The sequence below is a fragment of the Pseudomonas sp. BIGb0278 genome (assembly GCF_024809895.1).
Lineage (GTDB): Bacteria > Pseudomonadota > Gammaproteobacteria > Pseudomonadales > Pseudomonadaceae > Aquipseudomonas > Aquipseudomonas shirazensis.
The window spans coordinates 1580401-1593978 of sequence record NZ_JANUEL010000001.1 but is presented as its reverse complement, the minus strand read 5'-3'; the positions used below and the strand labels follow the sequence as shown (position 1 = coordinate 1593978).

Annotated in this window: 14 protein-coding genes; 3 read left to right on the top strand and 11 right to left on the bottom strand. The window is 61.3% G+C overall.

Translation table 11 applies throughout. The annotated features are described in order from the left end of the window. Window positions 1–95 precede the first annotated feature (95 nt). On the top strand, window positions 96–1667 hold the full coding sequence (locus tag M2396_RS07290) for a TerC family protein (RefSeq protein WP_101318849.1): 1572 nt from the start codon (window positions 96–98) through the stop codon (window positions 1665–1667). Here M2396_RS07290 and rarD read toward each other — a convergent pair. Both rarD and M2396_RS07280 read right to left on the bottom strand, forming a co-directional pair. After that, a complete protein-coding gene (gene rarD / locus M2396_RS07285) occupies window positions 1630–2517 on the bottom strand; it encodes an EamA family transporter RarD (RefSeq protein ID WP_101318851.1) in 888 nt (295 codons plus the stop codon). The two genes, M2396_RS07290 and rarD, sit on opposite strands and share 38 nt — an antisense overlap. Window positions 2518–2550: 33 nt before the next feature. Further along, entirely contained in the window at window positions 2551–4128 is a 1578-nt protein-coding gene (locus M2396_RS07280) for a cyclic diguanylate phosphodiesterase (RefSeq protein ID WP_259074020.1), read from the bottom strand. Window positions 4129–4429: 301 nt separating this feature from the next. Between M2396_RS07280 and hppD the strand changes: the two genes are divergently transcribed. Then, window positions 4430–5506 carry a 4-hydroxyphenylpyruvate dioxygenase gene (gene hppD / locus M2396_RS07275; RefSeq protein WP_101318855.1) on the top strand — a complete coding sequence of 359 codons (1077 nt, stop codon included), beginning with the start codon at window positions 4430–4432 and terminating at the stop codon, window positions 5504–5506. Between the two features lie 24 nt (window positions 5507–5530). Here hppD and M2396_RS07270 read toward each other — a convergent pair whose 3' ends face one another. Continuing rightward, window positions 5531–6325 carry a CSS-motif domain-containing protein gene (locus tag M2396_RS07270; RefSeq protein ID WP_191622826.1) on the bottom strand — a complete coding sequence of 265 codons (795 nt, stop codon included), beginning with the start codon at window positions 6323–6325 and terminating at the stop codon, window positions 5531–5533. 208 nt (window positions 6326–6533) lie between these two features. On the opposite strand from M2396_RS07270, the gene M2396_RS07265 reads away from it, so the two are divergent. Then, window positions 6534–6725 (top strand): hypothetical protein, encoded by a 192-nt coding sequence (locus M2396_RS07265; protein ID WP_150569441.1) that lies wholly within the window; start codon window positions 6534–6536, stop codon window positions 6723–6725. Window positions 6726–6965: 240 nt separating this feature from the next. On the opposite strand, the gene M2396_RS07260 is transcribed toward M2396_RS07265, so the two are convergent. The 8 genes from M2396_RS07260 to M2396_RS07225 form a co-directional block, all read right to left on the bottom strand. Beyond that, window positions 6966–8021 (bottom strand): tetratricopeptide repeat protein, encoded by a 1056-nt coding sequence (locus M2396_RS07260; RefSeq protein WP_259074018.1) that lies wholly within the window; start codon window positions 8019–8021, stop codon window positions 6966–6968. 96 nt (window positions 8022–8117) lie between these two features. After that, window positions 8118–8681 (bottom strand): NUDIX hydrolase, encoded by a 564-nt coding sequence (locus M2396_RS07255; RefSeq protein ID WP_101318861.1) that lies wholly within the window; start codon window positions 8679–8681, stop codon window positions 8118–8120. A gap of 2 nt (window positions 8682–8683) precedes the next feature. Beyond that, window positions 8684–9436: a GntR family transcriptional regulator gene (locus M2396_RS07250; protein ID WP_101318863.1), complete on the bottom strand. Its 753-nt coding sequence runs from the start codon at window positions 9434–9436 to the stop codon at window positions 8684–8686. Window positions 9437–9524: 88 nt separating this feature from the next. Further along, window positions 9525–9914, bottom strand: coding sequence for a carboxymuconolactone decarboxylase family protein (locus M2396_RS07245; protein WP_101318865.1), 390 nt, complete (start codon window positions 9912–9914; stop codon window positions 9525–9527). A gap of 100 nt (window positions 9915–10014) precedes the next feature. Then, window positions 10015–10500 (bottom strand): flavin reductase family protein, encoded by a 486-nt coding sequence (locus tag M2396_RS07240; RefSeq protein WP_103437117.1) that lies wholly within the window; start codon window positions 10498–10500, stop codon window positions 10015–10017. Window positions 10501–10514: 14 nt separating this feature from the next. After that, the gene (locus M2396_RS07235) at window positions 10515–11996 is read right to left on the bottom strand and encodes an aldehyde dehydrogenase (protein ID WP_259074017.1); all 1482 of its coding nucleotides are present in this window, start codon (window positions 11994–11996) and stop codon (window positions 10515–10517) included. Next, window positions 11993–12826, bottom strand: coding sequence for an alpha/beta fold hydrolase (locus M2396_RS07230; protein WP_101318871.1), 834 nt, complete (start codon window positions 12824–12826; stop codon window positions 11993–11995). Before M2396_RS07230 ends, M2396_RS07235 begins: the two co-directional genes overlap by 4 nt. 64 nt (window positions 12827–12890) lie before the next feature. After that, window positions 12891–13481, bottom strand: coding sequence for an amino acid synthesis family protein (locus tag M2396_RS07225; RefSeq protein WP_101318873.1), 591 nt, complete (start codon window positions 13479–13481; stop codon window positions 12891–12893). Window positions 13482–13578 lie beyond the last annotated feature (97 nt).

Below are 13578 nucleotides of genomic sequence, written 5' to 3'. Positions count from 1 at the left end.
GTATCTATGAACACCTTCTCGGAGCCCCCCAGTTCCTGGTCGTCCCGGCCATCTTGCACCCCCTCCCGTAACACATCCCTTGTGAGTACCCGCTAATGGAATGGCTTGCCGACCCCACGGCCTGGCTAGGCCTGTTGACGCTTATCGTCCTCGAGCTGGTGCTGGGTATCGACAACCTGGTGTTCATCGCCATCCTGGCTGACAAGCTGCCCCCGCATCAGCGCGACCGCGCGCGGGTGATCGGCTTGAGCCTGGCGCTGATCATGCGCCTGGGCCTGCTGGCCAGTATCTCGTGGATGGTCACCCTGACCGAGCCGCTGGTCGAACTTTTCGGCAAGACGTTCTCGGGCCGTGACCTGATCATGCTGTTTGGTGGTGTGTTCCTGCTGTTCAAGGCCACCATGGAACTGCACGAACGACTGGAAGGGCATGTTGCGCAGTCCAGCGGCAGCGTCCGCCATTCGGCGTTCTGGCCGATCGTTGCGCAGATCGTGGTGCTCGATGCGGTGTTCTCGCTGGACGCGGTGATCACTGCAGTGGGTATGGTCGAACACCTGTCGATCATGATGATCGCGGTGATCTTCTCGATCGGTATCATGATTGTTGCCAGCAAGCCGCTGACCCGCTTCGTCAACGCCCATCCGACCGTGATCATGCTGTGTCTGGGCTTCTTGATGATGATCGGCTTCAGCCTGACCGCAGAGGGCCTGGGCTTCCATATCCCGAAAGGCTACCTGTACGCGGCGATTGGTTTCTCGATCCTGATCGAGCTGTTCAACCAGCTCGCCCGGGCTCGTCGCAAGCGCAGCCTGCAACAGCATCGCCCACTGCGTGAGCGCACTGCGCATGCGGTATTGCGCCTAATGGGCGGTCGCCGGGTAGAAGCGGACGAAGTTGGTGAAGAGATTGCCGATCTGGTTGAGGGTGGTCAGGAGCAGGTGCTGTTCGATCGCCGCGAGCGGGTCATGATCAGCGGTGTGCTGAACCTTGCCGAACGGCCGATCCGCACGGTGATGACGGTGCGTACCGAAGTCGATGCGCTAGACCTGGCACTGCCTGCCGAGAGCATAACCTTGGCCTTGGCCAACTCGCCATACTCGCGCCTACCGCTGATTCGTAACGGGCGTATCGAGGAGCCGCTTGGTTTCGTGCACAAGAAGGAGCTGCTCAAGGAGTACCTCGAGGGCAACAGACCTGACCTTGAGGCGATGGTGCGGGCGCCCCTGAATCTGCTGGAGAGCTTCAGCATCCTCAATGCGCTGGAGCAGATGCGCGGCCAGTCGACCCATATCGCCTTTGTGGTCAACGAATTCGGTGACTTCACCGGTTTGCTGACCATGACCGATATTCTTGAGTCGATTGCCGGTGAGTTGCCAGACGCCAGTGAGGTCGAAGGCCCGGCCATTGTCGAGGAGGCTGACGGCTTTGTGGTCAGCGGTGCCTTGAACCTTAGCCAGGTGCAGGCGCGGACCGGCTTCAGTGCCCGCGCTACCGAGGACTACCAGACCCTCGCGGGCCTGGTGATGAGCTTGCTGGACCGCTTGCCGCGGGTCGGTGATTGTCTGGCCTGGAACGGCTGGACCATGACCGTGATTGCGGTGGAGGAGCGGCGCGTGCGCCAGGTGCGCCTTACACAGAGCGGCGGCGTTGACGGAGCAGGTGCTTGATGCCCTCGAGCACCAGCACCAGTACTGCCGCCCAGATAGGCAGGTAAGTCAACCACTGGTCACGACCAATGGTTTCGCCCAGCAGCAGGGCGACGCCGACCAGCAGCACCGGTTCGACATAGCTGAGCAGGCCAAACAGGCCGAACGGCAACAGCCGACTGGCGAGTACATAGGCAATCAGTGCACCGGCGCTGATTGCCCCGAGCAGCGGAATCAAGCCGTAGAGCCCGGGGTGTGCACGCAGGTCGGCGGCCGACAGTGGGCCGTGGAACACGAAGTACAGCGCCCACGGCAACAGCAGGAACATGTCGCACCACAGACCGCCCAGGTGATCGGTGCGGCAGCGCCTGCGCAGCACGAAGTAGATCGGGTAGCCGATCATCACCACCAGGGTTTCCCAGGCGAAGCTGCCATGCTGGTACAGCTCGTGGCCTACCCCCAGCGCTGCGCACGCCACTGCCACTTTTTGCAGGCGTGAAAGCCGTTCGCCGTAGACCAGCCGCCCGGTCATGACCATCGCCAGCGGCAACAGGAAATAGCCCATCGACACCTCTAGGCTGCGCCCGTGCAACGGTGCCCAGAGGAACAGCCACAGCTGCACACCCATCAACCAGGAAGTGCCGAGCATGCCCAGTAGCAGCGCCGGGCTGCGGCGCACCCGGGCAAACAGCTCGGCGACACGCTGCCAGTCCTTGCTCAGCAGCATGAAAAAGGTCAGGCAGGGTAGGGTCAGCAGGGTCCGCCAGCCAAAAATCTCTTCGCCGTCGAGCGGCGCCAGCAGCGAGCTGTAGAAGTACATCACGGCGAACAAGCAGGACGCCGTGACCGATGTAACAATTCCTTTTGACACGAATGCCTCAATTACAGTGGATGAACGGTTTGGTCAGCTGCGCATGATCTCAGGGCGAACCTCCTTGGGCAACTGCGGACGAGCCGCCAACGCCTGGAGAAAGTCCTCCAGCGGCATCGGCCGGGCAAACAGGTAACCTTGCTGAAAGTCCACGCCGTGACCTTGCAGATAATCGCGCTGCGTGGCTGTTTCGACACCTTCGGCGACAATGCCCAGGCCCAGCTTGGCCGACAGTTCGATGATGCTCTCGAGGATGTGCTGCGACAGCGCGTCACCGCCGATCATGGCGACAAAGCTCTGATCGATCTTGAGGTAATCGACCTTGAACTGACGCAGGTAATTAAGGCTTGACTGGCCGGTGCCAAAGTCGTCGAGGGCGATCATCACGCCCATGTCATGCAGTTTGGCAAACAGCTCGAGCGCAACCGGGGTGGCCTCAAGCAACTTGCGTTCGGTGAGCTCCAGGGTCAAGGCAACTCGCCCAGGAGGAAAGTGCTGCAGGAACGTCCGGCAATCTTCCAGCAAGCTCAGATCCTGGCAGTGGTCGGCAGTGATGTTGATGCCAATGTGAAAGCCGTCTTCCAACAGGGCGGCGTAGGGCGCGAGGCTTTGAGCGGTGTGCAGCATGAGGGCGCGGGTCATCGCGACGATCTGCCCGCTGTGTTCTGCATAGGGGATGAACAGGTCAGGGCGCACCAGACCTTCGCGCGGATGGTTCCAGCGCATCAACACCTCGGACCCGGCCCAGTGGTAATCACCCTTGCGTACTACAGGTTGGAAGTATGGTACGAATTCGTTGGCCTGTAGCGCCCGATCCAGCTCCGCGCGTGGGGACGATGCACGGCGCAGTTGCCAGCGGCAGACACCTGCGGCCGCGACGCCCAGCAGCAGTAAAAGGGCCATCACCGCAGGGTACTGCTGACTGATCAGTTCGACCTGCTCGCCTGCGGCAAAACCGCCATGGACACTGAACGGATAACGCGTCGAGGCCTGCTCTACTGCGGCGCTGGGCAATGCAGGCGGAGTGCCTTGGTGAACTATGCCATCTTGGCCCATCCAATTGCCGCCGACGCGCAGGTACAGTTGCTGACCGCTGCCAATGAGCCTCAAGGCAGTGAGCAGATGGTCACTGTCGACAATGGTGAGCGCCGCGCGTTGTGCGTTGCCTGCACGATAGACCAGCAAGGCATGCCCTGGCGTGACAGAGTTGCCATCCATCAGCCACAGACGGTCGTCAGTATAATGAATGGGGCTGACATCCTCCTGATGCTCGCCAAACAATGACGTACAGTAGAGGATGTTGTCGCTGACCAGATTGGCTGAGCGCACAAAAGGATTGCGCGTGACCTCACTGCGCAGCGCGACCGCAAGCTGCGCGCACGGCTGCCCTGCCAGTGGCAGCAGGGCCTGGGCTGCCGTTGCCAGGCTGTCAAGAATGTGCTCGACATGGGCAACGACCAGACGGCTGGTTTTCTCGCTGGCCTGATACATGTCACGCTGGCTTTGCCAAGCCATTACACCAGCCCCGCACAACACAGGCAGAAGGCCCACCAGCCACGGGAGCAGGGCATGCCAACGGCGGCGGCCGGGATGTTTGTTTGAAAGGGGCATGTGGACCTGAATGTGACGATGACCTGCCTAGGATAGCCGCTGGTCGGGCTGAGCGGACAACTAAAAGCGCGACAAACCCATTTACGCCCTATAGAATCCAATTACGAATAAAACAATAAAGTCCTCTCATGCTGAGGGCCAAGCCGCCGAGAATGTGCCCCTATGCCACACCATGGGTTCAAATTGATCATTGGTACTTTCCTCGCCCGCAGCGTGCGTGGCATCCCCTGCTCGCCACCCGGCTGTCCGCCATCGAACGCAACTGAATAATCGTTATTACGCAGTAGATGAGGACACGAACATGGCTGATATCTTCGAAAACCCGATGGGCCTGATGGGCTTTGAGTTCATTGAACTGGCATCGCCGACGCCGGGCGTGCTGGAACCTGTATTTCAGATACTGGGTTTCACCAAGGTCGCTTCGCACCGCTCCAAAGATGTCCACCTGTACCGCCAGGGCGACATCAACCTGATCCTCAACAACGAGCCCAAAAGCATTGCCTCGTACTTTGCGGCCGAGCATGGTCCGTCGGTGTGTGGCATGGCCTTCAAGGTGCGCAACGCCCATGAAGCCTATGCGCGTGCACTCGAGCTGGGCGCGCAGCCGGTGGAGATCGAAACCGGCCCGATGGAGCTGCGACTGCCCGCCATCAAGGGCATTGGTGGTGCGCCGCTGTACCTGATCGACCGTCACGAAGAAGGCAGCTCGATCTACGACATCGACTTCAAGTTCATCGAAGGCGTCGAGCGCAATCCGGTCGGTGCGGGGCTGAAGATCATCGACCACCTGACCCACAACGTCTACCGTGGGCGCATGTCGTATTGGGCCAACTTCTACGAGAAGCTGTTCAACTTCCGCGAAATTCGCTATTTCGACATCAAGGGTGAATATACCGGCCTCACCTCCAAGGCCATGACTGCGCCGGATGGCATGATCCGTATTCCGCTGAATGAAGAGTCGTCCAAGGGCGCCGGCCAGATCGAAGAGTTCCTGATGCAGTTCAATGGCGAGGGCATCCAGCATGTCGCCTTCCTTACCGATGATCTGCTCAAGACCTGGGACGCGCTCAAAGCTCTGGGGATGCGCTTCATGACCCCGCCACCACAGACCTACTACGAGATGCTTGAAGAGCGGCTGCCAGGCCACGGCGAGCCGGTGGACCAGCTGCAGCCGCGCGGCATTCTCCTCGACGGCGCGGCTGAATCAGGTGACAAGCGCCTGCTTCTGCAGATATTCTCGGAGACCTTGTTGGGACCAGTGTTCTTTGAATTCATCCAGCGTAAGGGTGATGACGGTTTCGGTGAAGGCAACTTCAAGGCCTTGTTCGAATCGATCGAGCGGGATCAGGTGCGTCGCGGCGTTCTCGACGTGCAATGACGGCTGGCGCACCCTGCTTGTGGTTCAGGCAGTGGTGCGCTCTCGCTTGCGCCGAGCGCGGAGTATGCCCCAGTAGGTAATGGCGGCAGTCAGCAGACCTACCAGCGTCAGCGAGGGCAAGACCTGAACCATCAGCATACGCGCCTCTGACAGCGTGTACCCCGCTGGATAGCCCACGTTCACCCGATAGTCATGCCGAGTCGACGGCGTACTGCGGAAGAATTCGCTCTGTGAAGGTTGTTGCTGATCGCGGCTATCGCCTTGACTCCAGAGATAAGCGTCCTCGAACTCCAGTACCAACACAAGCCCATCCTGAAAACCCTGCAGTTCTCTGCGCAGCTCAATGCCATAGCTCGTCGCAATGATGCCTGGGCCATCGTCGCTCAACCGGTATTCGACCATCACGCCATTGGGCGTTGTCGGCGAGTCGAAATTCAGCCTGACCGTGCGTCCGGCGGTGATGTCGATGTGATGCGGAATGATCGTTGGCAAGGTGCTGCAGTACGCCAGATCATCTTTGGTCAGCTCCAGTGAGTGGATTCGCGGGTCGCTGGCGGTCATCGCTCGCAGTTGTTCGATCACGTTGTCACACGCCTGGCCGCTGAACTGGCTGGCGGTACTGGCCGTGAGCAACAGACTGTCCAAGCGTCGATCGATCGCGAACAAAGCCTCATGGGCCGATATGCGCGCGTTTTCGTCCAACTTGCGCTCCAGCTGGTAGTACATCACGGTCAGCCCGGAAACGATCGGTATCAGCCCGACCGCCGAGACTAACAGCAGCTCCAGCAAACTACGCCCTGTGTGCATGAGTTTTGACATCGGCAACATCCTTCCCTCTGGTGCTGTCCGCGTTTGGACAACTGGCAGATCAGATTACGTAGGGCGCGACACCGCAGATGTAGGCTTATGTCGATTCAGCTTTGGGGAAACACCAGCTACGCTGTGGGAGCTCGGAGCAAAGCGGGGTCAGAGGTCTCCTGCTTGCCTCGCAAATCCGGCGTTGCAGTGGATCAACTTCCAGCAGATCATGCGCATTAGCACCGAGGCCGGCAATGTCTGGTGCGCCCTGGGTTATACGCCGATCAGAGACGAGCAGGCACGCGTCGCGGGTTTTCTGCATACCGTCATCAACGCCACAGCCAGCGTCGAACCGCCGGGCGAGTGGCGTGAGCTGACTGAGTTTGTGACCGTGGTGGGCAGTGACATCGAATGCCCGTGAGGCCTGCAATCTTGCGGGCACAGTGACCATTCCATCACCGACATTGGCCTGCCTGGCGGATCCAGTGGTCGCCAGGTGGCGCAGGCGATGCTGCGGCTGCAACCGCAGCAGAAGATCCTGTTCATAACCGGCTACAGCGATCACCCGATCGAGCAGGCCTTGGCTAACAGTTTGTACAGTCCGCGTCGCCTCTAACCCCAGTCCTGAAGCCTCGGACAGAGTGCTATTGGTTGCCAGGTGCTACAAGCCTTGTTGCAGAATCGGATCGTCCGGGTTCTGGCGCTCTAGCTCGGCCAGCAGCACTTGCACATTCTGCAGTTGCCCGGTCTCCTTCCAGTACTGGATCAACAAAAGCCGCGCGTTGCGACTGGCAGGTTGCCGGTCGAGGATGGTTTGCAGCTGCTTCTGGGCGGCTTCAACCTGCTCGAGCTGATGCAAGGTGACCGCCAGCATGTAGCGGTAATCAGTGTTTTCCGGCTCCAGTTCAACCGCGCGGGCAAACGCCAGCAAGGCATATTCGGTTTGCTGATGGCGATTGAGCCACAGGCCGAGATCGTGCTGCAGAAAGGCCGAGTCTGGCTGCAGCGCCAGCGCTTTGGCCAAAACCTGGCGAGACTCGTCGTGCAAGCCTTGGCGTTCGAGCAGGCGTACCTGGACGGCGAGGGCATCCAGGTTTTGCGGGCTCAGCTGCAGACTGCGCTGCAGGGCCAAAGCGGCATGTGCGTAATCATCCTCATGCAGGTACAACCGGGCCAGATGCACTTGCGCAGCGCTGTCTTCCGGTTGCGCCAGAAGGGCTCGTTGGTAGGCTTCGAGGGCTTGTTGCAGCGGCCCGAAATACAAGCCGATGGCGTCCGCGTCGAGGCCGAGCAGGGCATCTACTGCCGCGAAGCGCACACTTGGCTCGTCATCATCAAGCATAGGCCCAAGCGCCAGGCTGCGTTGGCCGGCAGGCAACAGGCGGCGAATACTCTCGATGGCTGCGCGACGTACCATCGGGTCATCGTGTTGCAGGTCAAGCCTGGCCAGCTCCAGCGCTTTTGGCGAGGGATAGTTGGGCAACTCGGCATACAGTGCTGCGCGCCGGATGGGCGTCAGGTCGTCACGCTGCAACTGTTGATAGAGCACCCGCGCAGCTCCTGGCAGGCCGTCGTGGGCCTGGCGCAGCGCTTTGCCATAACTGTGCGGCGCGACTGCCGGGACGCTAATTTCGACATCACGCGAGCAGTAGCCGAGGGTGGCCGATACCAGGATCAGAGCGAACACGGCGATCAGGTACAGGCGGTGTCTGGGCATTGGCAGGTCCGGTGGTCAGGTAGCACTGAGCTTGGGCCAGCCGCCGGCTAAATGCAATGCGGGAGGGCGCGTGGGCGTCGCTAGACAACACCGAAGTCAGCGAATGAAATGCACCTTGCCGGTGTCGTCATTGCCCATGTAGATCCCGTACACACCCGCCTGACGCTCCAGGATATAGCGCTCGAGAATCTGTCGGATGGCCGGGTAGTAGATCTCGTCCCAGGGGATCTGGTCAGGCTCGAAAAACTTGTAGGCGAGGGTCTCGGCACCGAACACGCCGGTTTCAGCGGTGGCGATGGCGCGGAAGACGATATACACCTCGCTGATTTTGGCCACGCTGAAGATCGAGTAGGGCGAGACGATTTCGGCCTGTACGCCGGTTTCTTCCCAGACTTCACGCAGCGCCGCCTGTTCGGTGGTTTCGCCGGCTTCCATGAAACCTGCCGGTAGCGTCCAGGTGCCAGGGCGCGGGGGGATCGCGCGCTGGCACAACAGGTACTTGCCATCGCGCTCGATGATGCAGCCGGCAATGATTTTCGGGTTGATGTAATGGATGTAGCCACAAGCGCCGCAGTACAGGCGCTCATGGGTATCACCGGAAGGTACGCCCCGGGCAAGCTCGGTAGTGCAGTACGGGCAATAGCGCGGGGCGTTGGGCATGGTCAGCGGCCTATGCGAGGGTCCTTCAGGGCCAGGGGCGCAACGATCTCGCGCACCTTGGTATTGTCGTCCTGCTTCTGGCGCAGGTAGTCCAGCGCCACTGCAGCGGCAGCGCGTACGTGGTCGACCGAGGCCTGGTGTGCGGCCAGCGGGTCGCCACTCTTGATCGCCGCAACGATCTTTTCCATTTCCTTGTTGCTGGCGCCACGGCGGTTCTGTTGCGACACCGAGGTCGCTCGCAGGTAGCTGATGCGTGCCTGCAACTGACGCAACTGGGTTGCCGCGACATGGTTGCCGGAGCCTTCCAGGAGCACGTCGTAGAAGCCTTGCACCGAGTCGATCACCTGTTGCAACTCGCCATCTTCAAGCGCTTCGCGGTTGACTTCGAGCGCGCGCTCAAGGGCGCGGATGTCCTTGGCCTTGGCGTTGAGGGTGAACAGCTGGACGATCAGGCCCTCGAGTACACAGCGCAGCTCGTAGATGTCACGGGCATCTTCCAGGGTGATGATCGCGACCCGCGGGCCCTTGGCGTCGGCAAATTCGACCAGGCCTTCGGATTCGAGGTGGCGTAGTGCTTCGCGGACCGAAGTACGGCTGACGCCGAGGCGGTCGCACAAGTCGCGTTCGACCAGGCGGTCACCGGGTAACAGGTGAAAGTTCATGATCGCGTTGCGCAGCTTGTCGAGCACGATCTCGCGCAGGGTAACGGGGTTGCGGTTGACCTTGAAGCTGTCGTCGAGTGGCTGGCGTTTCATCAGGTGCGCTCTTTATGAGGCTGTTGCGCCAACCTCGCGAAGCACCACGAACCGGGGCGCTCCTTGCAGTGGTTCGAACAGCCCGCTGTTAACGGGTTGACTCCGCGTCGGCTTCGGCAAATGCCTCGCGGGCCAGCCGGAAGCTGTCTACCGCCGCCGGCACGCCGCAATAAATGCCGACCTGGAGCAGGATCTCGCGAATCTGTTCACGGCTCAGGCCATTACGCAAGGCGCCGCGGATGTGCAGCTTAAGCTCATGGGGCCGATTGAGCGCGGAAATCATTGCCAAGTTTATCATGCTGCGCTCTTTGAGCGACAAACCATCACGGCCCCAGACATGCCCCCAGCAGTACTCGGTGACCAGGTCCTGCAGCGGCTTGGTGAACTCATCGGCGTTCTGCAGAGAGCGGTTGACGTACTCTTCGCCCAACACTTGCGTGCGGATCTCCAGGCCCTTTTGATACTTGTCGTTGCTCATGGCAGTGCTCCGCAATAAAACAGGGGCCGCGAACAAGGGTGAGGTTCGCCGCGGCCCCCAAAAAGTCAGCGCTGCGCCAGGCAGCGCGGTGGCACTCAGGTCAGCCCAGCGATGGCAGGGCGCCGAGCTTGCCACGATGGTAGACCATCGGCGTCACCGGCTCGGCCGGCAGCACCAGGTTTTTCACCGCACCGACGATGATCGCGTGATCGCCGCCGTCATATTCGCGCCACAACTCGCACTCGATGATCGCGGTGGCCTTGGTCAACAGCGGGTTGCCCAGCTCGCTGAGCTGCCACTCGATGCCCTTGGCCTTGTCTTTGCCCTTGCCGGCAAAGGCATAGGCTTCGGCGGTCTGCCCGGCCGACAGCAGGTGAATGGCAAACTGCTTGCTGTCTCGCAGGATCGGATAGGTGTCCGAAGCGTAGTTGGGGCAGAACAGCACCAGCGCCGGCTCGATCGACAGCGCACTGAAGGCGCTGGCAGTGATGCCGACGATGCCGCCGTCGGCGTCCAACGTGGTAACGACCGTGACGCCCGAGGGAAACGAGCCCATCACGTCTTTGTAGATGCCAGGTTCGATCATCTTGGCAGTGCTCCTTAGCGCATCACGAAGGGGTCGGGCATGGGCGCGGTGGACAGGTTGATCCACACGGTCTTCAGCTCGGTATAGGCCAGCACCGAATCGATGCCACTTTCACGGCCGTAGCCGCTGTTCTTGAAGCCGCCGATCGGCGCCATGGCCGAGACTGCACGGTAGGTGTTGACCCAGATGATCCCCGAGCGCACGTCACGGGCCAGCCGGTGGGCGCGGCCCAGGTCGCGGGTCCAGATACCTGCCGCCAGGCCGAACTGCGAGTCGTTGGCGATCGCCAGGGCCTCTTCTTCGGTCTTGAAACGAATGACCGCCGCAACCGGGCCGAATACTTCTTCCTGCATGATCTTCAGCGAGTTGCTGTCGCACTCGAACAGGGTGGGCTCGTAGAACCAGCCATCGCCCTCGACCTCGGCACGCTTGCCACCCATGCGCAGTTTGGCGCCCTCGGCGCAGGCTGCGGCGACCAGGCCTTCGACCACTGCCAGCTGCTGTGCGGTGGCCATCGGGCCCATTTCGCTCTGCTCGTCCTGCGGATTACCGATGCGGATGCGTTTGGCCCGCTCGACCAGCCGTGCAACGAACTCGTCGTAGATTTCGTCCTGCACCAGCAGCCGCGAGCCGGCCACGCAGCTCTGCCCAGAGGCCGCATAGATACCGGCCACTGCACCATTGATGGCGCTGTCCAGGTCGGCGTCGGCGAAGATGATGTTGGGCGATTTGCCACCCAGCTCCAGCGACAGTTTGGCGAAGTTCTCGGCGCTACTGCGCACTACATGGCGGGCAGTCGCAGCGCCGCCGGTGAAGGCGATCTTGCGGATCAGCGGATGACGGGTGAGGGCAGCGCCAGTGCTTGGGCCGTAACCGGTGACTACGTTGACCACGCCAGGTGGGAAACCGGCCTCAAGGGCCAGGCGGGCCAGCTCGAGAATGGTTGCCGAAGCGTGCTCGGACGGCTTGAGGACGATAGTGTTACCCGCGGCCAGCGCCGGTGCCAGCTTGATTGCGGTCAGGTACAGCGGGCTGTTCCACGGGATGATGCCGGCCACTACGCCCATCGGCTCATGCACGGTGTAGGCGAACAGATCAGGCTTGTCCAGCGGCAGGGTGCCGCCTTCGAGCTTGTCGGCCAGGCCCGCGGTGTAATGGAAAAACTCTGGCAGGTAACCGACCTGGCCGCGGGTTTCGCGGATCAGCTTGCCATTGTCGCGGCTTTCCAGCTGGGCCAGGTGTTCTTTATTCTCGGCAATCAGGTCGCCAAGCCGGCGCAGCAGTTTGCCCCGCGCAGTCGCGGTGAGGCCGCGCCAGGCCTTGCTGTCGAAGGCGCGCTGGGCCGACTGCACGGCCTGCTCGACATCAGCTTCGTCGGCGTCGGGCAGTTGCGCCCAGACCTGCGCGGTGGCCGGGTCGAAGCTGTCGAAAGTCTTGCCGTTCTGGGCATCGCACCATTGGCCATCGATGCACATCTGGAAACGAACGAGGGTCATGCAACTATCCCCTTGGCGGATTCGGTGAGGGTGCGCGCTTGACTGAGGAAGTCCAGCAGCATCTTGTTGACTTCACGCGGCGCTTCTACTGCCATCATATGCCGTTGTTCGGCGAGGACCACGCAATGTGCGCCGGGGATGCGTGCGGCGAGCTGGCGGGTCATGGCCGGAGTGGAGCCGGAGTCGAGTTCGCCGGTGGCGATCAGGGTTGGTGCCTGAATGCTGCCCAGATCGCTTTCGCGGTACATGTCCTGGGTGGCGAACAGCGAATAGGTAGTGTGGTAGCCCTGCGGGTCATTGCTGGCCAGGATCTGCTTGATCGCGGCGACCTGAGCCGGGTTGGCGGCCTTGTACTCGCGGCTGAACCAGCGCTCCAGGGCGGCGTCGACGTTGGCGTCCGGGCCCAGTTCGGCCGCTTGTGCCGCGCGGGCGATGACCCCGGCGCTCTGCTCGGGCGAGCGGTTGAACACGCTGTTGAGCACCACCAGGGCCGTCAACCGCTGCGGATAATTCAGGGCAAAGGCCCGTGCCACCAAGCCGCCCATCGAGAAGCCGATAACCGTGGCCTGGGCGATCTGCAGATGGTCGAGCAGCTCGGCCAGTTGCGCGGCGTAGCCCTCAAGTGGGGTATCGGCGGCAGGCAACTGGCTCTGGCCGTGGCCGAGCATGTCGTAGGCTATGACCTTGTAGTCAGTGGCGAGGCCGACGATCTGGCCGCCCCACATTTCCTTGTTCAGGCCGACGCCGTGGATCAGTACCACAGGCTGGCCTTGGCCAGTCACCAGGTAGCTGGTGCCGGCGGGTGTGCGTTCAGCAACAGGCTGAATCATCGAGGGCGCTCCTTGAGCGTGAGGCGTGGCGCTGTGCGCACGCCCCGGCCCGTTGATCTAATTGTTATTGAGCTTTTTCGGCTGCCAGTTCTTCGAGGTCGATGTAGCGGTTGCCGATGCGCGGGTGCAGGCGGCCGCCGTCAGCGGCGCCCAGTACCACCACGATCTCGTCGGCACGTGGTGCATCTTCGATCTGCATTTCCAGGGTGATGTAGTGCGAACGCAGGCCTTCGTCATCCTTCTGCATCATCGGGATCTGGATCGAGGTGCCTGGGCCGCCACGCTTGTTGGTGAAACTCAGGTAGCTCTTGGCTTGCACCGCTTCGCGGTAATGGTTGCCAAAGCGCAGAGTGTGGATCACCGCCGAAGCGTGTTCGATCTCGCCATCAGCACCGACGACCGCCGCTTTGCCGTAGGCCTCGATCTTGTCCGCGCCGCCGATGGCAGCAATCAGACGCTCGACCATCAACGCGCCGAGGTCGGAGCAATTGGCACGGATTTCCGGTTTCAGATCATCAACGAAACCGCGACCCGCCCATGGGTTCTTGATCACCACAGCCAGGCCGACCATGGTCACCGGTTTGTCGGTGGCCTTGCCGCCTTCGATGCGGGTTTCTTCGGAGTAGGTGACGATCTTGCGGATTTCGAAACTCATGGGTGGCTCCTGTCAAAGGTATCTGGTCTTGTTGTCTGATGGTATACCATAATATTTGTTCTGCAATAGCTTGATTGAAATTTCTCCAGCGAGAAGA

Bases quoted from the DNA above. Each gene is read 5' to 3' on its own strand.
- M2396_RS07290 (WP_101318849.1), top strand. From the start codon at position 96: ATGGAATGGCTTGCCGACCCCACGGCCTGGCTAGGCCTGTTGACGCTT.
- M2396_RS07280 (WP_259074020.1), bottom strand. From the start codon at position 4,128: ATGCCCCTTTCAAACAAACATCCCGGCCGCCGCCGTTGGCATGCCCTG.
- hppD (WP_101318855.1), top strand. From the start codon at position 4,430: ATGGCTGATATCTTCGAAAACCCGATGGGCCTGATGGGCTTTGAGTTC.
- M2396_RS07270 (WP_191622826.1), bottom strand. From the start codon at position 6,325: ATGTCAAAACTCATGCACACAGGGCGTAGTTTGCTGGAGCTGCTGTTA.
- M2396_RS07265 (WP_150569441.1), top strand. From the start codon at position 6,534: ATGCGCATTAGCACCGAGGCCGGCAATGTCTGGTGCGCCCTGGGTTAT.
- M2396_RS07260 (WP_259074018.1), bottom strand. From the start codon at position 8,021: ATGCCCAGACACCGCCTGTACCTGATCGCCGTGTTCGCTCTGATCCTG.
- M2396_RS07255 (WP_101318861.1), bottom strand. From the start codon at position 8,681: ATGCCCAACGCCCCGCGCTATTGCCCGTACTGCACTACCGAGCTTGCC.
- M2396_RS07250 (WP_101318863.1), bottom strand. From the start codon at position 9,436: ATGAAACGCCAGCCACTCGACGACAGCTTCAAGGTCAACCGCAACCCC.
- M2396_RS07245 (WP_101318865.1), bottom strand. From the start codon at position 9,914: ATGAGCAACGACAAGTATCAAAAGGGCCTGGAGATCCGCACGCAAGTG.
- M2396_RS07240 (WP_103437117.1), bottom strand. From the start codon at position 10,500: ATGATCGAACCTGGCATCTACAAAGACGTGATGGGCTCGTTTCCCTCG.
- M2396_RS07235 (WP_259074017.1), bottom strand. From the start codon at position 11,996: ATGACCCTCGTTCGTTTCCAGATGTGCATCGATGGCCAATGGTGCGAT.
- M2396_RS07230 (WP_101318871.1), bottom strand. From the start codon at position 12,826: ATGATTCAGCCTGTTGCTGAACGCACACCCGCCGGCACCAGCTACCTG.
- M2396_RS07225 (WP_101318873.1), bottom strand. From the start codon at position 13,481: ATGAGTTTCGAAATCCGCAAGATCGTCACCTACTCCGAAGAAACCCGC.